This is a genomic window from Azospirillum himalayense (genome assembly GCF_042657465.1).
Lineage (GTDB): Bacteria > Pseudomonadota > Alphaproteobacteria > Azospirillales > Azospirillaceae > Azospirillum > Azospirillum himalayense.
Window position 1 is genome coordinate 1 of the sequence record NZ_JBHSLC010000054.1, and the last position, 18,521, is coordinate 18,521.

An 18,521-nucleotide genomic window follows, 5' to 3' on the forward strand; every position below is an offset into this window, starting at 1 on the left:
GGCGCCATCCTCCATCGTACCCTCCGCGTCCCGTGAGCCCGCGCGCAATCTCGATCACGGAACCCGGTTCGGGAAGAAGGGGGCGTTCGTAACGCTTACGGACCAGGGCCGGCAGCACCTCGGGCCGCCAGAACACCAGCGTCTCAGCCCCGCTTTTGCCCGGGTCCTCCAGGACAGTGCAACCCCCAATGGCCGGTGCCGTCGGAGGATGCCGATTCGCCCTGCTGTCCAGCCGCATCCGCTTGGTAATCCCCGTTGCGGCGCAGGAACTCCCACGCCCAACAGGAAACAGGGACGGTCAGGGCATACTGGTAGGCGGTCGATGTTCGCCAATCATTCATTGTCATCATGATGTCTTCGCTCGCGCGCAGCGTCAGGTTGCGCCCGAATCGAAAAAGTGAGCTGCTACCCTGAAATTGCGACAGCGCCGACGGCGTAGAGCCCGGCGGGAACGGCGTACTTCGGCGGAATCCGCCGATCCGGCCATCCGGAACGGCGGATTTCCGGAAATCCGGCGATGCGAAATTCAGTGCATACCCTGGCGGAGAAGGTCGCGGTAGCCGACGCGGGTCATCCACTGCGCCCGCGCCAGATGGGTGGCGTGGGCGTGCCGGGCGCGCTCGGGCTCACGGGCGGGGTCGATGCGCAGCACGATGCGGGCGACTTCGTCCGGGTCGGCCCCATCCGCCTCGGCGTCGAGCAGGCGCAGGTAGGTGACGAGGTGCAGGCGGTCGTAATCAGTCAGAGTGTCCGAACAGGGCGGCGCGTCGGCAACCGGCGGTTCGAGCTGCGGCGTCGTCATCGGCTGATCTCTCCCCTCTGTGTGTGGCCCCGCACCGAAGCGATGGATGTCTTCATACCAGCGTATGTAGGAACGATCCGGAGCGGTGTCGCGGATCGGCACCGAAACATCACCGGTTTGCCCCACCCGCTCCGAATGGGAGATGTATCCCGTGGAGACCTGTCCCGCAATCCTGCTCCATCCTGCCGATGGAGGACATGCCCGACATCCTGGCCCTGAACGTCCGCCGCCTGCGCCTCGCCAAGGGCATCACACAGGAGGAGCTGGCGCACCGTGCCGGCATGGACCGCAGCTATCTCGGCACCATCGAGCGGGCCGAGCACAAGGCGACGGTCGTCACCGTCGGCCGGCTGGCGGCGGCCCTCTCGGTGCTTCCCCGTGATCTCCTGGAACTTCCCCCCAACCACCCCTACCTCGCGCGGCTTGCCGGAAATCCGTAGGTCCGGAACGGCGGCGCTGCGCATCGGATATCACAGCGCCGCCGTGTCTTTAGATGCCTTATAATGGCTGGTTGCCAACGGCGCATCTGGTGGGGTTTAGCTAAACTTTCAGTCTATTCTTTAGCGATGGGTGATGGACGAGACCGATCCCGGATCGGGGACCGGCGTGCCATCCGCACCCGCCGGCCCTCGACCGGCGGCATGGTCAGCGTTTCGTAGCCTTCACTGGGGGCGCAGGCCCCGTTCCCGGTCCACAGGGATGCGGTCGGTGACGGGGGTGGGTGTCGGTGCGGTCGTGCGTGGGAGTGTCAGCCGCGCCGCGCCGCCTCGATCGCGGCGACGTCGATCTTCGTCATGCCCATCATCGCCTCGAACGCGCGCTTCGCCTCAGCGCCGCCAACCGCCAGCGCCTCGGTCAGCACGCGCGGTGTGATCTGCCAGGAAACACCCCACCGGTCCTTGCACCAGCCGCACGCACTCTCCTGGCCGCCGTTGCCAACGATGGCGTTCCAGTAACGGTCGGTCTCCTCCTGATCGTCGGTGGCGATCTGGAACGAGAAGGCTTCGTTGTGCTTGAAGGTGGGACCGCCGTTGAGGCCGAGACACGGGACGCCGGCCACGGTGAATTCGACCGTCAGCACGTCGCCCACCTTGCCGGACGGGTAGTCGCCGGGCGCACGGTGGACGGCACTGACCACGCTGTCGGGAAAAATCTCGGCGTAGAAGCGGGCGGCCGCTTCGGCGTCCTTGTCGTACCAGAGGCAGATCGTGTTCTTTGCCATCGCGTGTCCTTTCGCTGTGAAGCCGGAGTCCGGCCCCATATCCCCGTCGGCTGTCTTCTGAGGTGGTTCGCCCAAGCGCATTTCTCCACCCCGGCAGAGGACGCGCCCTAACCGCGCCTCTGCTGTGGCGGCCCGCCGGTGTCCTCCAGCGTTACCGGCACGTCGTCCGGCTGATCGACCAGCATGACGCCAAGGCCGCGGGCCGACGACAGGAAGATGACACCGTGATCCTCCAGGGCCTTGCGCACGGCGTCGCGCGTCGTGTCCCGCACCTCAAGGCGGTCCGACTCCAGCCGCTTGAGGGCGGTCAAAGCGACCAGGGCTGTGTCCGCCAGCGTCTCCTGGGTCCAACCAAGAAGCGCCCGTGCCGCCCGTATTTGCCTGGGTGTGATCATCGACGATCACATTCCCGATGTGCACGCCCAGCGCCACACAGACGACTATTTTAGTCGCTTCAATGACGTGAAACCGTTACACTCTCCGGCTGCAAATATCCGCCACCTTTTCCCGGTCACGGGGTGATGATGGAGAAGCCGCGTTCCCGTCCCGCCTCGCCACCGGTACTGTCCAGCCACACGCGCAGCGACAAACGCCCGGGAAAGGGCCGGCAACGGTATGGAGGACGAGGGTGATGCCGCGCGTCTGGGAACTGGCCGCCTTGGTAAGGCGCTACGAGCAGTGCATGACCGATGGCGATGTCTTGACGCCTGTCGACCTGCCCGCAGCGGTGGAGAGCTATTGGCAGGCGGTGGACATCAAGGAGCTGATCTACCACGAGGCCCAGCGCTTCCGCGTCCCCATGCCGTGCACCGGCTGCTGGCAGGACGATCTACAGACCGTGCAAGCGTTCATTGCCGGGGGCGGCTGGCAATAGATGATCAAGACCTGTTCAGCGACTCGGCTTCTCGACCCCCTGCACCGTGCCGACCACGGACCGATTGAGCCGGCTACCCTGCCAGATGGGTCCACTCGAAACGATGACGTGCTGCTCGCCGTCCTCCGGCGCGACCTCGGCGAGACGGTGTTCGACGACGTCCTGGCCGCGCTCGACGACGAAATGGAGCGGCGGCTGCGCTCGGTTCAGCAAGAACCGTGGGATTGGCCCGGTATCCGCGACGACACGCGGGCGATGCTATCGCTGGCCGCCGGCTTCGGCTTCGGCACGCTGGCCACCCTGTCCCGCGCCGTCCTGTCCACAGGCGGACAGTCGTCGTGCCGCTTCGCGGAGGTGGTGCGGCCGTACGTGGCCGAGGTGCAGCGGCTGCGTTCGACCATAGCCGCATTGCGCCCCATGGTCGGCCTGGATAGAGGAGCGGTGATCGTCGGCGCGCGGCCGATGCGGGACGGCGCATCCTGAGGCGGACTGAGGATGACAGTTATGGCCGAAGACACGCCGGTCCATGTCCTCGTCGCCGAGGACGAGGTGCTGGTCGCCTGGGCGCTGCGCGCCATCCTGGAGGAGGCGGGCTATCAGGTCACGCTCGCCCACGATGGGGTGCAGGCGCTCGCCCTCCAGGCCCAGACCCCCGCCGACGTGCTGCTGACCGATCTCCAGATGCCCCGCCTCGACGGCTTGGCGCTGATCCGGCAGTTGCGGGCGGCGTATCCCACGTTGCCGGTGGTCGTGATGACCGACGCCCCGGACGCCAGCGCTCTTGACGAACTGCGGAGCGCAACGGCGGCCGGCACCATCATCATGACCAAACCGGTGAGTTCTCGGCCGGTCATCGCGGCCATCCAAACCGTGCTCGGGTCGTCATGACCACGCCCAGCCATATACGGACGGGGATGGCTCGCCACCCCGGCAACGAATGCGGGTTTGACCGGCTACGGGCCGCTTCACACGATGTTATGCAATGCCAACGCGGAGTGCTCCGTCTCATGACCGACGTCATCGAACAGGCCGCCAGGATCGTGGCCGCCTATGTCCGCAACCATCGCGTCGGTGTCGAGGAGGTGCCGTCCCTGATCGCCACCGTGCGCCGGGCTCTGGAAACCCTCGGCACGCCCGTGGAATCGCCGCACGCCGACCGGAAGCCGGCGGTGCCGATCCGCCGCTCGGTGACCCCCGACCACATCGTCTGCCTGGAGGACGGCCGGAAGCTGAAGATGCTGAAGCGCTACCTGCGCACCGTCCACGGCCTGTCGCCGGAGGAGTACCGGGTGCGCTGGAACCTGCCGGACACCTACCCGATGACCGCCCCGACCTATGCCGCCACGCGCTCCGCGCTCGCCAAGGCGCGGGGACTCGGCCGAACCGGCCGGAGGCCGCACAAGGGGGAATGACGGGTGCCGCCGTTCAGGCCGTTCCGTCGCGGCGGCCGGAAGACGGCATGTCCCCGCAGCCCTGAAGCACCACCCGGTTCTTACCGGTGCGCTTGGCCTCGTAGAGCGCGACGTCCGCCTGCCGGATCGCCTCCTCCGGCTCCAGCTCGGCCGCCGTCCACACCGACACGCCGGCCGAGCAGCCGACCCGCACCCGCCGGCCGGCGATGACCGCGCTCTGCCCCACCGTGGCGACGATGCGCTCGGCCAGCGCCAGCGTGCCGCACGCCGTCCCGCAGGCCGACGGGACAAGAACGGCGAACTCGTCGCCGCCCAGCCGCGCCACGAAGTCGCCGTCGCGCAGACAGCTCCGGAGCCGGCCGGCGACAATCCGCAGCAGTTCGTCGCCGGCCGGGTGCCCCAGCGTGTCGTTGACCGCCTTGAAGTCGTCGAGGTCGAGCAGCATCACCGCCTGCCGGGCGCCGTCCGCGGTCCCGACCTCCGTCAGTGCCGCAAGGCGCTCGGTCAGGTAGGCGCGGTTCGGCAGCCCGGTCAGCGGGTCGTGGTTGGCGGCGTGCCGGGCGCGCTCCTTCTCCTCCTCGGCCGCCCGATGGGCGGCCTGGACCAGCAGCTCGCGTTCCCGGCGCTCGGTCACGTCGGTCATCATGCCGACCATGCGCAGCGGCTCGCCGTCGGCGCCGAACTGCGCCCGGCCGCGGACGAACAGCCAGCGCCAGGTGCCGTCCTTGTGGCGCACGCGGCATTCCGCCTCGACCTGCTCGGCCCGGCGCTCCAGGTGCGCCTGCACGGCAGCCCGGAGGTCCGGGGCGTCGTCCGGGTGCAGGAGGTCCCAGAACTCCCGCGAGTCGTCGCCCATCTCGTGGTCGGCCAAGCCGTACAGGGCCTTCATCCTGGCCGTCCGGCGGACCTTGTCGGTGCGAAGGTCCCAGTCCCAGATGCCGTCCGTGGTGGCGGCCACCGCCATGTCGAAGCGCTCCTCGCTTTCCCGCACGGCCCGCAGCGCGTCGCGCAGGGCGTCAGCCTCGCGGCGTGCGCCGCGCAGGACGAGGACGCTGAGCGCCAGGCTGAGCGCCACGCCGCCGCCGCCCACCGCCCAGACCAGCAGGGTCCGCGACCACCAGGGAGCGAACAGCGCGTCCAGCGGCCGGCCGGCGATCACCACCAGCCCCTCCGGGTCGAGGCGGCGGAAGGCGTACAGGCGTCCGATGCCGTCGATGGTCGAGGTGCGTTCATAGACCCCGGCCTCCTCCGTCAAACGCTCCTGAATGTAGGACTCCGCCGGCCAGCCCTTGGCGGGCTCGGCGGTGGGCAGCGGGGCGCGCACGACGACATCGCCGTTCAGCTTTCGGATGGCGACCGAGGCGTTCTCGTCGCCGGCGATGCGGCGGTAGAAGTCCGCGAACCGGCCGGCCGGCACTCCGGCCACCGCGATGCCACGAAAGGCGCCGGAGGGGTCCTCCAGGCGCCGGGCGACGACGAAGAAGAAGCCGCCGGTCACGCGGCCCCAGATGAGCGGGCTGAGGAACAGCCGCTCGCCGGCCCTGGCCGCCTGGAAATACTCGCGGTCCGCCACGCTGAAGCGGCCCAGCCTCTCCTCGGCGGTGGAGAGGACGGCATCGCCGCGCTCATCGTACACCCACAGGGAATCGACGCCGTCGGCATCCCGAAGCATCGCCCGCAGCACCTCCCGGTCGGCGTCCGCCGCCTCGGGGGCCGGCAGCGGCCGGCCGGCGAAATGATCGGCGACCCGCCCGAGCAGCATGACGTCGGTCTGGATCACCGCCCGGACATGCTCGGCCACCAGGAGGGTGCGTTGATCCAGCTCCCGCTCGGCATGCAGGCGGGTGGTCCGGTGATCGACGATGGTGGTGGCGCTCACGGCGATGATGGTGACGGCGACCGCCGATCCGACCAGCGCGGCAACGAGGCTTCGTATGTTGGCCGTCAAATGATCCCGACTCTCGCGCCCGAACATGGTTCCTATGATTGCGGACCTTATCCGATTTTCTCTTGGAGATCACTTGCCGAAGGCGTGGAGGAGGCACGAGCCGCGCTACGTTTCCTTTGCGGTCAGCGCGGTCAGGTCGGCGAGAACGCCGCGGATGAAGTCCCACGGATAGCCGTCGGCGTCCGGCTCCAGCTCGCTCCATTCGGTGGCGATGGCGAGCTTGGCGATGACGCCGGGGATCGAGCGTGCGGGCGTGCGGGACGCGGTCTTGAGCAACTCGTCCACCCGCCGGTCAGCGGCGGCCTCCCGCTCCACGGCGCTGGTGAGGCCGACCGCCGCCGCCTCGGCGTCCCAGCGCGCCTGTGCGGTGGCAAGATCGCGCTTCAGGCGCCGGCGCAACGACCGTGTGGCCGGTGCTGTCCCCAACACCCGGTCGATCTGGCGGGCGTCCGTGGCGACAACCGAAGGGCGCCCGGGATCGTCGAGAGGGATTTCGACACGGGGAAAGCCGATCGTCTCGGCCAGCTCCCGTTCCAGGCGCTGGGCCTCGTGGCACAGCCGCTGCGAGGAGGCGAAGGTCTCGCGCCAATCCTGCCAGAGCAGGATGAGCGGGTCGGCGTTCTGTTGCTCGGATACGGCAGCCGTCAGAAGGCGAGCGGCCGCAGCTAAGCTCGTCCTGCGAGGCACAGGGCGTGCCTTTGGTGCTCGCGCCTTTGGAGACACGCCCACCTCCTTTGCGTGAAGCAGAGTAACTGATATTCTGCCGTTTGACTGCAATCAGGTCAACAGAAAAGATGCCCAACGACAGAAAAGACGTCATAACGCCCGCGCAATGCAGGGCGGGGCGCGGCTTGGTTCGCATGAGCCAGGAGCAGCTTGCGGAAGCCGCAGAGGTCGGCGAGAAGACCGTCGCGGACTTTGAGCGCGAGTCTGAGCGACGGCTCCATATCCGCACCCTTCGCGCCCTTCGTGCAGCGCTGGAAGCTGCCGGTGTGGAATTCATCCCAGAGAACGGCGGCGGCGAAGGGGTTCGGTTTAAGAAGGATCGGCCGCAGGAGACGGACGTCATTTGATCGCGCCCTCGACCGCGCCCACGGTCGCTTTGACTAAATCGAAGATCCCTCGGCGCACGCGTGGGTCCTTGATCCGGTAGTAGCATTTCACCAGTTCCAGCGTCTCCCGCCGCCCCATCGGCGGCGTTTCGGGATCGGACGGCTCGGAGGCACGGGGCGCCGCGTCCGGCATGTCGTCGAAGAAGAAGCTGACCGGAACATCGAGTATGTCTGCCAACTGCCAGAGCCGCGACGCGGCGATGCCGTTGGTACCGTGCTCGTATTTCTGGATTTGCTGGAACGTCAGGCCGACCCGCCGGCCCAGCTCAGTCTGCGACAGGCCGACCAGCGTACGGCGCAGCCGCAGCCGTCCACCCACGTGGGTATCCACCGTGTCCAGGCCGGTCCCGGCCTTCTGTGCGCGACCACGCCTCTTGCTCTTCACCTCTGGTACGACGTTCACGAAGCCCCCTCCTGCATCACGCCTTCGGCTGCGGGATGCGGCCATGCCCTTTCTCGCGTGCCGGCTGTGCAGCATGGACCGTCGCGCGCATGCTCTCAAGAAAATGTTACTCATAGTCTGTAGACCAATAGGCTACACGCGGGCTAGCTGCCCGGATGGACATCCGCAGGCAGGTCGGGCTCAACGTTCAGCGGATCAGGCGCACGCGCGGCTGGTCGCAGGAGGAGCTTGCCTTCGAGTCGGGGCTGCACCGCACCTACATCAGCGGCATCGAGCGCGGCGCCCGCAACCCGACCATCACGGTGCTGAAGGAACTGGCCGACGCGCTGGGTGTGCCGCCGAGCACGTTGCTGGAGCCGGATGGTGCCCCGGCTGCCGAAGGGGCCGGTTGATCGTCCTCCTGAGGACAGGGAGGGATTGGCCGGCACCGTGCGCGTTCAACGCGGTGGCAGGCCGTCGATGGGGACACCCCGAAACCATCGTACACATTCGGTTATCCAGAGAAACAGCGCCTCAATCGGGCGCCGGGTCGTCGGCGACCAGGGTCTCGAAGGCGTCTTCCCGGTCCGTTTGCCGGGCGAGGAGGGTGTCCAGCTCCCGCCGGGCCTGGACACGCTCGCGACGGGTCAGGACGCAAGCAGCCAATTCCACGCGGAGTTCCTGGATTTGCCGGTCGATGGTGAGCATCGGTCCCTCCTGTGTTTGAAGACAGGAGGGCTCGCACGGTGCCGGAGCGGTCCGGGTCGAGGTTCGCCGCAGGCGACCGGCCGGCCGGCGAGCGGGGGAGCCGAAATGCGCAGCATTTTGGGGGCACCGCTCGTCCTCGATGCGGAGCGATCCGGCATGGTAGGCTGGGAAGTCTGAAAAGGCAGATAGAACGTTCGGGAAAACGGGGACGCCGCAGATCGGACCGCCGCCGCCGTGATGGACCGGACGGACAGCCCTGCCGGTTGCAGCTCCCCGGACGGAGCGCTGCAACCGGCGTGTCACCTCAGCGGGACCAGATCAGCGCGTAACCGCCATCGACTTCGACCAAGCTGGCGTAGATCGGGGCCGGAAAGCTGGGATCGTCGAGCTTGACCGAGTGATAGGGCCGGCCGGTGTCCTTGGCGGCTTTCCGCCAGCCGGCGCCGATCTCGATCGGCCCGCACAGGGCGCGCAGGTCGGGGGACTTGTCGTGCTCCTTCTCCATGGGAACGAAGCGGGCCTTGATGTTGAGAGTGAGGGTCTTGATCGTGCCAGCGAAGGAACCGTCGTCGCTGCGGGTGAAGCTGCCGATCTGGGCCATCTGTCGTCTCCTTGATGGGGTGCGGTCGCGACCATCGCGGCCTTGATGGCGATCCAGGGGCGCCGGGCGACCGGCCCGCACCCAAGGGGCCGCAGCGCAGCGGAGGACCAGCAGGAGCCGGGCGTCTTGCCGCGCGAGGAAGCCGCGCGCCGGCCTTGGCCGAGCACGGCGGGGAAGACGGTCGGCTCTCGCCGGTTGCGGGATCGAGGTCGGGCTGCCGAGGCAGCCGTCCCCGACGCCAGAGTCGCCAGCAGACAAAGCCGCGCTGGCCGCACCGGACTCCGGACCGTTGAGGGCGCCGGATGGCTCAGCGGGTTTCGACCCGGAGAGGGATGGTTATGCTGGGCGCTCCCAGGCGCTCCACCATCGGCACACTGCGGCGGCCACACCGGCAGAAGGGGCACGACCCGACCGGCCGTGATTGCGCCTCGATAGAGCGGCGGAGATAGGACGCGCCTCCCGAACAGTGCCGAACCTTCCGGAGTCAGCCTCGATGGTCCCAGGAGAACCCGGCCAAGAAGGCGACTTTGTCCGTGTCGGCGGTGCGCCATTTCGAGAGCGGCGGGAGATCGTCGCGCGGCTACGCACCGGGCAGCCTTCAACGGGCCTTCGAGGCGGCCGGCTCGGCAGAGATCTGACGGCATGACCGTGTGGTCGTTCCCTGCCTGACCGATTGCCCTCGCACCGATGCTGAAAGATGCACCGGCCCCTCACCCTCGCTCCCGCCGAAACGGCGGCCGCGGCAGGGATCGAAGCCCGAAGGGCCGAGACACCACAGGTGGCTCGGTTCACGAGAGCCCGGTGGGCGGGCTAGCCCGCACAGCCGCCTACAGCGGCCACCTACCCTATGGCAATGATTAGGATCTGTTGGAGAGCCACGGCGGCTTCGGGCGTATTCTTGCCGATCGACTTTTGGGCCGACGGCGTGCAGAACCGGGCGTTCCGGAATCCCACGTTGAGAGGTTGTTCATTCCGACCGGGACTGGAAAGAGAGTTGAAGCCTTGAAATTCAAGTACGCTCAGTGTCTCCTGTCGGCAAGGGAACGAACTATTCTGGGGCTGGGCTGTCTCGCATGACTGTATGGCGGACCGATCGGATTGCTGCACCACCCAGGAGGGCGCCTGCGTGACGCGATCCGATGCACCAGCGCTCGCGGCGCAGATCGACTGGCCCTCTATCGACGATGCGCAGCCCTCTGAAGAAGGAGGACCAATAGCGCGCGGCGGCTTCAGTTATCAGGATGAGATCGCCGTCGGATTCCTCCTAGAGATGATCGAAGATGCGAACCTACTGAAGGTACATTGCGAGACTCATGACGATCTCGTTCTCGTGCGCTCAGCCGGTCCCGGGACCGAGCGGATCGCCGAATATGCGCAGGTGAAAGCCGAGGAACCAGATCAGCTTTGGACGGTCGCCACGCTCTGCGAGAAGAAGAAATCACCGAACAGTTCGCTCTTCGAGCGCTCCTTGGCACGCGACCGCCATGCGGAAACCGCCCGCTTCCGGATCGTTACGCTGCGGCCGCCCGCCAGCGCACTGGTGCCCCTGACCTATCCGGCCGATTCCGAATTTCGGGTCTTGGACTGCGAGGCAATGAGGGAGATCCACGAGGAACTAGACCGACGATTCCCCGAGGCGAAATCTCCAAAAGGAAATGATAGCGCCTATTGGCTCGCCCATTGTCACTGGGATGCGCGTTACGACCTGCAAACAGTTGCCAAAGACAACCAGCGGCGACTTTTCTCACTTGGAAACAAAGCTGGCTGCGTCCTTTTGATCGAGCAAATCACGACGCTGCTTGAGGATTTGCGCGCCATGGCGAAGACGGCGAGCGACCTCCAATGGGTACCGCATCGGGCCAAGAAGATTATCACCCGCGAGTTCATACTGAACTGGTGGTCCGATAAGCTGCGTGAAATCGCTGAAGGCGCTGCTCAGAAATCCGGTGGCAAGCTAGCCGATAAGCTCGTGGCCGTGGGGGTCTCAGCGGATATCATCGGTCTGGCGATCGAGTTGCGACGTGATTACGCAGCCCTGATCCGGTCGCCGCGCTACATGGAATCGGATGAGATCCGCGCCTTCCAGGGACGCGTTAAATCCGACGCGCTCACGCTGCGGACCCAACTGATGTCTGGCGCGCTGAAACTCGATGGCACGCAATTCCACGCCCGGTGCGTTGAGCAGATGGACGCAATCAATGCGAGCCGGCCGACTGGAGTTCCCGACCATTCCGCCTTCTTGAAGGGCTGCCTCTACGACATCGCCGACCGCTGCCTGCTGCGTTTTGAGCCGCCAGCATCATGAAATCGCTGTCCCGCCTGGGCACGCAGCCGGCGAGCCTGCCCCTCGCAGCAGATGATATTCTCGAATTCCACGCCGCGCGCCTGCTGCTTCTCATGAAGGTATGCGGGACCGCCAGCCGGATCGATGGATTGACCAAGATGGCTAAACTCGACTTCTTCGCGCGCTATCCCGAATTCTTTGAGGTTGCGCGTGCCGCGATCGCCAAAACACCAAGCGACCGCGACATAAGCGCGAACCCTCATCAGGCCGTTGAAGCCTCGATGGTGCGCCACCATTATGGCCCCTGGGACAAGCGCTACTATCACGTACTCGCCCATCTTGAAGCCAAGCAACTGATCAGCGTCGTAAAGGAGAAGAACTCCTATCAAATCAGCCTGACCGCGCTTGGCAAAGAAAGCGCGCAACGGCTCGCCGAGCGGCCGTCCTTCGCGCCTCTCATCGCCCGAATGAAGCAGATCAAGACTGTGTTCGGCCCCAAATCAGGTGGATACCTCAAAGATTTAATCTATCGATTATTTGATACAGAAGTCAGTCGGCGCGAAATTGGGCGTGTGATCCAAAGATGACGACCATCTTTTTCTCCATCCTGTCGTTGAATCGTCGCTTTACCACGGGCGGCAATGAAAGGTTGTTCTTCGAGGAGGGGGTGAACCTGCTTGTCGGTAGCCCTAATACTGGCAAGACCAAATGGCTCCAGACCCTCGACTATCTTCTCGGTGATCCCGGCCCCGATCCATTTGAAGATGATGAGGACGAAGGTCTCGCCCTCAAATATGACGCTGCCTCCGCACAAATTCGGATCGGCGAGCAAACCTTCTGGATCTCTCGGCGGTGGAAGGAACCTGGCGGCAAGGGCAAGGTTTATGTCGATCAGGAACCAATGCTCGCGCGAGAGTTTCAGCATTGGCTGCTCGACAAGCTTGGCATCCCGCTGCTTAATTTTCCCAAAGGCAATCCGATGTCTGGCCAGACATGGCCCGAACTGAGCTTTCGGATGCTGCTGCGCCATATCTATCGCCGCCAGGGGTTCTGGACCGATCTTGCCGACCGCCAACCCGAAGCCGAGCAACTTGCTTGCGTTTTACAGTTCTCAGGACTTGCCGAGCATATCTTCAGCTCGGACTACGGCACGCTCGTCGAGTATAAATTGCAGGTCGAGAAACTGAAGCTTCAGCGCGAAAATTATGCGGCGGCGCTAAACCAATTATCGCGTGAGCTTCTTGCCGATGGTGACATCCAGCTTGATGTCAGTGCCGCAACGATTGCGGCTGCCAAGACGAGACTGGAAGATCATCGCACCCGCTTGCTTCAAGAGCGCGATGCGCTTCTATCGACTACCGCGGACACCGTTCTGCCGGCCGGACAGCGTAGCCGTGTTGCGGAACTCGGCGTCTTGCGCGCCACCACCTCGGTAGGGATCGAGGAAATCAGCCGCCGGCAGAAGGAAGCTGCCGAGCGTCTCGGCGAAGTTGAACGTTATCGCCTCGACCTTACAGAAGAGATCGAGCGGATGGATCGAGCGGCGGACGCCGGCGCGATCCTCGCCGATTTGCGGATTACCCACTGCCCGGCCTGCGATCAGACAGTGAAGCCAACAATCGGGCATAGTCACGATTGCTTCTTGTGCCATCAGCATCTGCCCGCCGATCCGATGATCGAAGGTATGGGCACGGCGAGATTACGCTTCGAACGCAATCGCCTCGTCGGCGAATTGGCTGAAGCGGACGAGCTATTAGCGATGATCGGAAGAGAGGTAGAAAAGCTTGCGGCCGATGTTGCCGCCGCAGAAATCGAGCTTCGGGCGATTGACCGAGAGTTGGCGCCAGCGCGCTCGGCCGTTGCGGCACTTGCACAGGACAATGTGAGTGCCATCGACCTGATGTTGGGTCAGATCAACGAACGGGACCGGCAACTCGACCGGGTCATTGAGGCGCTGGGTGTCGGCCTGGAGATCACGCGCGAGATCGCAAAACTTGAGAAGCTGATCGCGCCGCTGGAGATCAGTGTTGCTGAATCAACTCGTGCCATCGACTTCGATATTGCAGCCGAGCAGCTCGAAGTCGGGATGAATGCCTATCTGGAAACCTTGAACCAACTTCAGCCTCAAACATGGCGACATAATCCTGTACGCGTCGAGCTTTCGGGTCGCGCATTTCGGGTGCTTGTCGGACGGCGCATATGGTCTAAGGCGCTGGGCGGAACGGATTCCCTCTACTTCTTGATGGCCTATCACTACGGACTTCTCACGCTCTCGACCATTAAGGGCTGTCACTATCCCGGGCTTGTGATCATCGATGTGCCCGGTGATTTCCTTGGGGAGAAGATCGGCGACAAGGAAAATTTCATCGTTCAGCCCTTCATCGACCTGCTAGGCTCCGAGGACTATGCCAGAGCGCAAGTCATCATGACCGGCGCGTCATTCGAAGGTCTGGACGGCGCGCATTTCCAGCGACTGACCCACGTCCATATTGCCTGATCATAGTATCGAGGGCCTGTCCCACCCTCGATACTACGTAAGCAAGCAACCGTGGCTGGTTCGAACCAGATAATTCTCAAGGACGCACATTGGTCGCGAGGCCATAGAGCTACAATTTCTCAATCTAAAGAGATACCGCTGCGCGATATAGTCATGGCAAGATGGAAAGTTTCTCGCCCCCTCAAGCTGGGAGTTTTTCAACACTATCGGCGCAGAGCGAAAGCTCACCTTCTGCGATCTCTGATTTACGGAAATCCGGCAATCCGCCTTTGCGGATCGCCGGATGGACGGACGCTCACGCCTTACCCTCACCGAAGCGCCAAACCGGGATGCCCATCGTCCGAGCCTTGTCGGCAAGGTTCTGGGCGATGCCCGAGCCGGGGAAGGCGACGATGCCGATCGGCAGCGCCTCCAGCAGCCGGTCGTTGCGCTTGAAGGGAGCGGCCTTGGCGTGCCGCGTCCAATCGGGCCGGAACAGCACCTGCGCCACCTTGCGGTGCTCGGCCCAACAGGCGGCGATGCGCTCGGCACCCTTCGGGCTGCCGCCGTGCAGCAGCACCATGTCGGGGTGCTTGGCGCGCACCTTGTCGAGCACCGCCCAGATGTGGTGATGATCGTTGCACTCCACCCCGCCGGTGAAGGCGATGCGGGGACCGGCCGGCAGCAGCGGCTCGGTCTCGGCCCGCCGCTTGGCGGCGAGGAAGTCGCGGCTGTCGATCAGCGACGCCGTCAGGGTGCGGCGGCTGACCAGCGAGCCGGCGCGCGGCCGCCAGCCGGAGCCGGTGAGGACCTCGAACAGCTCGGCGGCGTGGTCGCGGAAGGTCTCCATGGCGGTGCGGCGCTCGATCAGCGTCAGCCCCTCGGCCAGCAGGCGCTCCAGCTCGACCGAGCGGATCTCCGAACCGTCCTGCTCGCGCTGGCTGCGCTTCTGGGCGTCCTCGTTGTCGTCGAGTTCACGCTGCACCCGATCGGCGGCGCGGTGGAACAGGTTGACGGTGGACCACAGCAGGTCGGCCAGGTCGGGCTCCAGCCGGGTGTCCGTCAGCGTGACCACCAGGGCGTCGAAGACGTCGGCCAGGGCTCCGCGGATGGCGGTCTCATCCGGCAGCGGCCGGGGGTCGGGATCGTCCTGGAAGGGGCGGTGGCCGTAGAGCTGGAGTTCGACCAGCGCGTGGTCGGTGGGGGAGGAGGCGTGGCGGGGCTCGGCATCGTCGGTGACGGAGGGGGTGCGCATGGCGGATCGTCCTTCGGCTGGGATCGGCCGCGCCCATCGCGGCCTTCGTGGCGATCCCTTCGCGGCGGGCGGGGCGGGGCGGCACCCTCTCGGGCCGCAGCGCAGCGGAGGACGGCGGCGGGCGGCTTTCTTGTTTCGCGAGGAAGGCCGGCTTGCCCGGCCGGGGAAGAAAGTTGACCGCCGCCGTTGCGGTCCCGTCCCGGCTGCCGCCCGATCGCCCGCTGGAAGGCCGTGGCCGCGGCCTCTCCCGGACTGGACGGTCTGCGACCAGCCAGCTGGCGACCCCATCGGCGACCGTCCTCCCCGCCTATCCGTCAGCCCCCCGGATCGCCGGTCTCCCAGCCCCCTGCGCCCTCCTCCGGCGCGAGTTGCGCCCGCAGATACGCCCGAAGCATCGCCAGGCCGTGGTTCCGAAGGTCGTCGTTGAGGTCCTTGGCCTGCGGCGCCAGCACCCGGATCTCGACGCCGGCCGCGTCGGCACGCTCGCCCAGCCGGTCCACGGCCCGCTGCCCGGCCGCGTCGTTGTCACGGGCGATGTAGAGGCGCCGCAGCGCCGACGGCAGCCGCAGGGCAGCAAGGTGACCGGCCGAGAGCGCGGCCACCGCGGGCAGGACCGGCAGAGCGCGCCGCAGCGCCAGCATGGTCTCGATGCCTTCCCCCGCCGCCAGCGCATCGTGCGCCACGCCGAAACGGACGCCATTGCCGAGCAGGCGCCCCAGCGCCCGGCGTGGTGACGGCATGGCCGCCTTGCCGCCACCGACCGGGTCGAGCCAGAGCCGCTGCACACCGGTGATCCGGCCGTCCAGGTCGGTGACCGCCGCCACCAGCGCCGGGCCGGCGGCAAACCGGTCCTCGGCATCCCGGTACCAGCAGCGCGGCTGGAAGCGCAGGGGGCCGGAAGTCCGGATGTCCGGAAGTCCGCGGTTGCGCAGATACGCCTCGGCCAACGTGCCGGTGATCGGCAAGGACCGGGCGAACAGCCGGCGGGCGGCCTCCGGCGATCCGGCCGACACCGGCGCCTGACGATCGTCGGGATCAGGGCCGATCCTCGGTTGGCCGAGAAACGCCCGGGCCTCGGCCAGAACATCACGCAGGCGGTCGAGCCCCCGGTTCGCCCTGATGAGATCGAGCAGGTCGCCGTGCTCGCCGGTGGCGGCGTCGGCCCATTTGCCGGCGGCGATGCCGTGCAGGTGAACGTAAAGGCTGCCCCCTGGCGTGCCCTGAACGTCGCCGATCCGCCAGTAGCGCCCCTCCCGCCGGCCAATCGGCAGGTAGCGCCGGCACACCGCCTCGGCCTCCCGCGCGAGGCGCTGCGCCATCTCCGATGCCACGGACACGGTGCCGGCCGCTCACACAACCGTCCGATCGACGACGCGCAGCAGCGGGTGCCGCGCGAGCAGTGCCGCGAACACCGCCGCTCCCCGCTCGCCCACCGGCACGAACAGCCGCAGGCTCCAGGCGATGATCTCCCCCGTCAGCCCCAGCGCCTTCAGCCGGTCCACCATCCCGCCGGTGAAACCGAACAGTTCGACGCGATGCGCGCCCGCCACCGTCACCCGGCGCAGCCACAGTCCGTCGGCCAGATGCAGGGCCACCCGCTCGCCTTGCAGCAGTCCCCAGGACTCCTCGACCGACGGCACGGGAACCGCTGCCCCGGCCCCAACGCCGAAGTTCCGCTCGACCTCGGGCAGAACGTCCGGCGCCACCACGCGGCCGATGATCCGCTCGCCCGCGTCGGTCTGCAACCGCACCACCCGCAGGTTCGTGTCCGGCAGGCGCCGCCACACCGGCAGCAGCAGCCCGGTCACGAGGTGGAGCGTGCTGGTGGAAAATTCCGGCACCGTGGCGACCTCCGCCTCCCAGGCGGCCGAGAAGGCCGGTGGTTCGGTCGGGCGCCACTGGCTCTGGGCAAGTTCGGCCAGCGTCACCGTGACCCGCTCCATCGGCCGGAGCAGCCGCACCCGGCGCTCCACCGTCCCGTCGTCCAGCATCAGGCTCGCCGCCGGCACCGCCACCGCCACCCGCCCCGAGCGCGTGTTCACCAGCAACTGGGCCTGCGGCCCGGCGCCGCGTTCCAGCGCTTCTTCCAGGTCCAGCGGCTGGTTGCGGTCGCGCCGCGCCAAGGTGAACAGCCGCGTCTCCGCCCCGGTCGCCGCGTGGGTGTGGAGCGTCCGCCGCCCGGTGATGGTGAAGCTGTCCGCCACCAGCGTCTCGACGCCGCGGTCGTAGGTGCCCGACGCGATGGCGCCCTCGATCCTGGCGGTGAGCAACTGCTCGAACACGGTGAACAGCGTGTTCTGCAAGCCGATGGTCAGCGCCAGCAGCCGGTTGAGAAAGGTGGTGATCGGCGGCAGCTCGTCGCGCATGCCGCCGTCCCGGTCGCTCAAGGATAGGCCAGTTGCCGCCTCGAACGCGCCCAGCGAACAGCCTTCCACCTTGCCGGCGTGCAGCAGGCCGTAGAGCTGGCGGAGGGCGGCGCGGGCATAGACGGATTCGAGGTTGTCGTCGGCGCGGAACAGGCCCTGACCGCCGGTCTGGCGCTGGCCGCGGGTGATGGCGCCCAGCGTGTCGAGCCGGCGGGCGATGGTGGAGAGGAAGCGCTTCTCCGCCCGCACGTTGGTGGCGATGGGACGGAACAGCGGCGGCTGCGCCTGGTTGGTGCGGTTGGACCGCCCCAGCCCCTGGATGGCGGCGTCCGCCTTCCAGCCCGCCTCCAGCAGGTAGTGCACCCGCAGCCGTTGGTTCCTGGCGCCGAGATCGGCGTGGTAGCTGCGGCCGGTGCCGCCGGCGTCGGAGAAGACCAGGATGCGCTTCTCGTCATCCAGGAAGGCCTGGGTCTCGGCGAGGTTGGCCGAACCGGGGCGGCTCTCCACCGCCAGATGCTCCAGCCCGCCGGGATCGGTCTTGCGCACGATGCGCCGCGAGCGGCCGGTGACCTCGGCCACCGTGTCGGCGCCGAAGCGCTGGACGATCTGGTCGAGCGCCCCCGGCACAGGGTCGAGCGCGGCCAGCCGCTCGATCATGCGGTCGCGCCGCTCGACCGCCTCGCGGCACAGCACCGGCTGGCCGTCCTGCCACACCGGCCGCGACGACAGGGTGCCGTCACCGTCGGTGAAGGGCTCGTGCAACTGGACTGGGAAGGAGTGGGCCAGATAGTCGAGGACGTACTCCCGCGGCGTGACGTCGATGCGGATGTCGCCCCATTCCTCGGTGGGCAGATCGGCCAGCCGGCGCTCCGTCAGCGCCTCGCCGGTGGAGACAAGCTGCACCACCACCGCGTGGCCGGCGGCGAGGTCGCGCTCGATCGACCGCAGCAGGGTCGGCGTCTTCATCGCGGTGATCAGGTGGTTGAAAGAACACATGTCACACTACCCCTCGCCAGGGCTTTCCGGCGCATGTGAGAGTTACCCGTGCAGGCCATGCCCATGAAGGGAAGGTCCTGCGG

General features: G+C 66.7%; 22 protein-coding genes. 10 read left to right on the forward strand and 12 right to left on the reverse strand.

Translation table 11 applies throughout. The annotated features are described in order from the left end of the window. Positions 1-143: 143 nt before the first annotated feature. Positions 144-350 carry a transcriptional regulator domain-containing protein gene (locus ACFPMG_RS23165; RefSeq protein WP_376997577.1) on the reverse strand — a complete coding sequence of 69 codons (207 nt, stop codon included), beginning with the start codon at positions 348-350 and terminating at the stop codon, positions 144-146. Positions 351-526: 176 nt separating this feature from the next. Beyond that, a complete protein-coding gene (locus ACFPMG_RS23170; protein ID WP_137103913.1) occupies positions 527-802 on the reverse strand; it encodes a DNA -binding domain-containing protein in 276 nt (91 codons plus the stop codon). A 197-nt stretch (positions 803-999) separates the two neighbouring features. On the opposite strand from ACFPMG_RS23170, the gene ACFPMG_RS23175 reads away from it, so the two are divergent. Continuing rightward, positions 1,000-1,242 (forward strand): helix-turn-helix transcriptional regulator, encoded by a 243-nt coding sequence (locus ACFPMG_RS23175; RefSeq protein ID WP_376997578.1) that lies wholly within the window; start codon positions 1,000-1,002, stop codon positions 1,240-1,242. 308 nt (positions 1,243-1,550) lie between these two features. Here the strand turns inward: ACFPMG_RS23175 and ACFPMG_RS23180 are convergent, their stop codons facing one another. Together ACFPMG_RS23180 and ACFPMG_RS23185 are read right to left on the reverse strand one after the other, a co-directional pair. Continuing rightward, positions 1,551-2,024 (reverse strand): VOC family protein, encoded by a 474-nt coding sequence (locus tag ACFPMG_RS23180; protein WP_376997579.1) that lies wholly within the window; start codon positions 2,022-2,024, stop codon positions 1,551-1,553. Positions 2,025-2,131: 107 nt separating this feature from the next. Continuing rightward, a complete protein-coding gene (locus ACFPMG_RS23185) occupies positions 2,132-2,419 on the reverse strand; it encodes a helix-turn-helix domain-containing protein (protein ID WP_376997580.1) in 288 nt (95 codons plus the stop codon). A 236-nt stretch (positions 2,420-2,655) separates the two neighbouring features. Here ACFPMG_RS23185 and ACFPMG_RS23190 point away from each other — a divergent pair, with 236 nt between their 5' ends. From ACFPMG_RS23190 to ACFPMG_RS23205, 4 genes are all read left to right on the forward strand, one after another. Next, on the forward strand, positions 2,656-2,898 hold the full coding sequence (locus tag ACFPMG_RS23190) for a hypothetical protein (RefSeq protein WP_376997581.1): 243 nt from the start codon (positions 2,656-2,658) through the stop codon (positions 2,896-2,898). Between the two features lie 108 nt (positions 2,899-3,006). Next, complete coding sequence (locus tag ACFPMG_RS23195) at positions 3,007-3,381, forward strand: hypothetical protein (protein ID WP_376997582.1); 375 nt, start codon at positions 3,007-3,009, stop codon at positions 3,379-3,381. A 21-nt stretch (positions 3,382-3,402) separates the two neighbouring features. Next, positions 3,403-3,786: a response regulator gene (locus ACFPMG_RS23200; RefSeq protein ID WP_376997584.1), complete on the forward strand. Its 384-nt coding sequence runs from the start codon at positions 3,403-3,405 to the stop codon at positions 3,784-3,786. Between the two features lie 119 nt (positions 3,787-3,905). Further along, positions 3,906-4,310, forward strand: a complete 405-nt coding sequence (locus tag ACFPMG_RS23205; RefSeq protein ID WP_376997585.1) for a Ros/MucR family transcriptional regulator — start codon at positions 3,906-3,908, stop codon at positions 4,308-4,310. Positions 4,311-4,323: 13 nt separating this feature from the next. On the opposite strand, the gene ACFPMG_RS23210 is transcribed toward ACFPMG_RS23205, so the two are convergent. Beyond that, entirely contained in the window at positions 4,324-6,258 is a 1,935-nt protein-coding gene (locus ACFPMG_RS23210) for a diguanylate cyclase domain-containing protein (protein ID WP_376997586.1), read from the reverse strand. Positions 6,259-6,363: 105 nt separating this feature from the next. Next, positions 6,364-6,945, reverse strand: a complete 582-nt coding sequence (locus tag ACFPMG_RS23215; protein ID WP_376997588.1) for a hypothetical protein — start codon at positions 6,943-6,945, stop codon at positions 6,364-6,366. A gap of 173 nt (positions 6,946-7,118) precedes the next feature. Here ACFPMG_RS23215 and ACFPMG_RS23220 point away from each other — a divergent pair, with 173 nt between their 5' ends. Continuing rightward, positions 7,119-7,331 carry an XRE family transcriptional regulator gene (locus tag ACFPMG_RS23220; protein WP_233474968.1) on the forward strand — a complete coding sequence of 71 codons (213 nt, stop codon included), beginning with the start codon at positions 7,119-7,121 and terminating at the stop codon, positions 7,329-7,331. Here ACFPMG_RS23220 and ACFPMG_RS23225 read toward each other — a convergent pair. Further along, complete coding sequence (locus ACFPMG_RS23225) at positions 7,324-7,773, reverse strand: helix-turn-helix domain-containing protein (RefSeq protein WP_376997590.1); 450 nt, start codon at positions 7,771-7,773, stop codon at positions 7,324-7,326. The genes ACFPMG_RS23220 and ACFPMG_RS23225 overlap by 8 nt on opposite strands. Positions 7,774-7,928: 155 nt before the next feature. Here ACFPMG_RS23225 and ACFPMG_RS23230 point away from each other — a divergent pair, with 155 nt between their 5' ends. Beyond that, entirely contained in the window at positions 7,929-8,165 is a 237-nt protein-coding gene (locus tag ACFPMG_RS23230; protein WP_376997591.1) for a helix-turn-helix domain-containing protein, read from the forward strand. A 121-nt stretch (positions 8,166-8,286) separates the two neighbouring features. On the opposite strand, the gene ACFPMG_RS23235 is transcribed toward ACFPMG_RS23230, so the two are convergent. Continuing rightward, the gene (locus ACFPMG_RS23235; RefSeq protein ID WP_376997592.1) at positions 8,287-8,460 is read right to left on the reverse strand and encodes a hypothetical protein; all 174 of its coding nucleotides are present in this window, start codon (positions 8,458-8,460) and stop codon (positions 8,287-8,289) included. 304 nt (positions 8,461-8,764) lie between these two features. Beyond that, the gene (locus ACFPMG_RS23240; protein WP_063634184.1) at positions 8,765-9,061 is read right to left on the reverse strand and encodes a DUF736 domain-containing protein; all 297 of its coding nucleotides are present in this window, start codon (positions 9,059-9,061) and stop codon (positions 8,765-8,767) included. Between the two features lie 1,126 nt (positions 9,062-10,187). Here ACFPMG_RS23240 and ACFPMG_RS23245 point away from each other — a divergent pair. The 3 genes from ACFPMG_RS23245 to ACFPMG_RS23255 are packed head-to-tail and all read left to right on the forward strand — an operon-like array spanning position 10,188 to position 13,842. Next, entirely contained in the window at positions 10,188-11,366 is a 1,179-nt protein-coding gene (locus tag ACFPMG_RS23245) for a dsDNA nuclease domain-containing protein (RefSeq protein WP_376997593.1), read from the forward strand. Then, positions 11,363-11,932 (forward strand): hypothetical protein, encoded by a 570-nt coding sequence (locus tag ACFPMG_RS23250; RefSeq protein ID WP_376997594.1) that lies wholly within the window; start codon positions 11,363-11,365, stop codon positions 11,930-11,932. Before ACFPMG_RS23245 ends, ACFPMG_RS23250 begins: the two co-directional genes overlap by 4 nt. Then, positions 11,929-13,842: a hypothetical protein gene (locus ACFPMG_RS23255; RefSeq protein WP_376997595.1), complete on the forward strand. Its 1,914-nt coding sequence runs from the start codon at positions 11,929-11,931 to the stop codon at positions 13,840-13,842. The genes ACFPMG_RS23250 and ACFPMG_RS23255 overlap by 4 nt, the downstream gene beginning before the upstream one ends. 295 nt (positions 13,843-14,137) lie before the next feature. Here ACFPMG_RS23255 and ACFPMG_RS23260 read toward each other — a convergent pair whose 3' ends face one another. The 3 genes from ACFPMG_RS23260 to ACFPMG_RS23270 all read right to left on the reverse strand — a co-directional run bounded on the left by ACFPMG_RS23260 (position 14,138) and on the right by ACFPMG_RS23270 (position 18,438). Beyond that, positions 14,138-15,076, reverse strand: a complete 939-nt coding sequence (locus ACFPMG_RS23260) for a DUF2493 domain-containing protein (RefSeq protein WP_376997596.1) — start codon at positions 15,074-15,076, stop codon at positions 14,138-14,140. 314 nt (positions 15,077-15,390) lie between these two features. Further along, a complete protein-coding gene (locus ACFPMG_RS23265) occupies positions 15,391-16,413 on the reverse strand; it encodes a DUF7146 domain-containing protein (protein ID WP_376997597.1) in 1,023 nt (340 codons plus the stop codon). Positions 16,414-16,425: 12 nt separating this feature from the next. Then, positions 16,426-18,438, reverse strand: coding sequence for a strawberry notch C-terminal domain-containing protein (locus ACFPMG_RS23270; protein ID WP_465252036.1), 2,013 nt, complete (start codon positions 18,436-18,438; stop codon positions 16,426-16,428). Positions 18,439-18,521: the final 83 nt, after the last annotated feature.

What these genes read in the sequence shown, in the direction of transcription:
- ACFPMG_RS23260 (WP_376997596.1), bottom strand. Translation starts at nt 15,076, where the DNA reads ATGCGCACCCCCTCCGTCACCGACGATGCCGAGCCCCGCCACGCCTCC.
- ACFPMG_RS23250 (WP_376997594.1), top strand. Translation starts at nt 11,363, where the DNA reads ATGAAATCGCTGTCCCGCCTGGGCACGCAGCCGGCGAGCCTGCCCCTC.
- ACFPMG_RS23180 (WP_376997579.1), bottom strand. Translation starts at nt 2,024, where the DNA reads ATGGCAAAGAACACGATCTGCCTCTGGTACGACAAGGACGCCGAAGCG.
- ACFPMG_RS23230 (WP_376997591.1), top strand. Translation starts at nt 7,929, where the DNA reads ATGGACATCCGCAGGCAGGTCGGGCTCAACGTTCAGCGGATCAGGCGC.
- ACFPMG_RS23185 (WP_376997580.1), bottom strand. Translation starts at nt 2,419, where the DNA reads ATGATCACACCCAGGCAAATACGGGCGGCACGGGCGCTTCTTGGTTGG.
- ACFPMG_RS23220 (WP_233474968.1), top strand. Translation starts at nt 7,119, where the DNA reads ATGAGCCAGGAGCAGCTTGCGGAAGCCGCAGAGGTCGGCGAGAAGACC.
- ACFPMG_RS23200 (WP_376997584.1), top strand. Translation starts at nt 3,403, where the DNA reads ATGGCCGAAGACACGCCGGTCCATGTCCTCGTCGCCGAGGACGAGGTG.
- ACFPMG_RS23170 (WP_137103913.1), bottom strand. Translation starts at nt 802, where the DNA reads ATGACGACGCCGCAGCTCGAACCGCCGGTTGCCGACGCGCCGCCCTGT.
- ACFPMG_RS23270 (WP_465252036.1), bottom strand. Translation starts at nt 18,438, where the DNA reads ATGTGTTCTTTCAACCACCTGATCACCGCGATGAAGACGCCGACCCTG.
- ACFPMG_RS23205 (WP_376997585.1), top strand. Translation starts at nt 3,906, where the DNA reads ATGACCGACGTCATCGAACAGGCCGCCAGGATCGTGGCCGCCTATGTC.
- ACFPMG_RS23240 (WP_063634184.1), bottom strand. Translation starts at nt 9,061, where the DNA reads ATGGCCCAGATCGGCAGCTTCACCCGCAGCGACGACGGTTCCTTCGCT.
- ACFPMG_RS23255 (WP_376997595.1), top strand. Translation starts at nt 11,929, where the DNA reads ATGACGACCATCTTTTTCTCCATCCTGTCGTTGAATCGTCGCTTTACC.
- ACFPMG_RS23235 (WP_376997592.1), bottom strand. Translation starts at nt 8,460, where the DNA reads ATGCTCACCATCGACCGGCAAATCCAGGAACTCCGCGTGGAATTGGCT.
- ACFPMG_RS23165 (WP_376997577.1), bottom strand. Translation starts at nt 350, where the DNA reads ATGATGACAATGAATGATTGGCGAACATCGACCGCCTACCAGTATGCC.
- ACFPMG_RS23190 (WP_376997581.1), top strand. Translation starts at nt 2,656, where the DNA reads ATGCCGCGCGTCTGGGAACTGGCCGCCTTGGTAAGGCGCTACGAGCAG.
- ACFPMG_RS23175 (WP_376997578.1), top strand. Translation starts at nt 1,000, where the DNA reads ATGCCCGACATCCTGGCCCTGAACGTCCGCCGCCTGCGCCTCGCCAAG.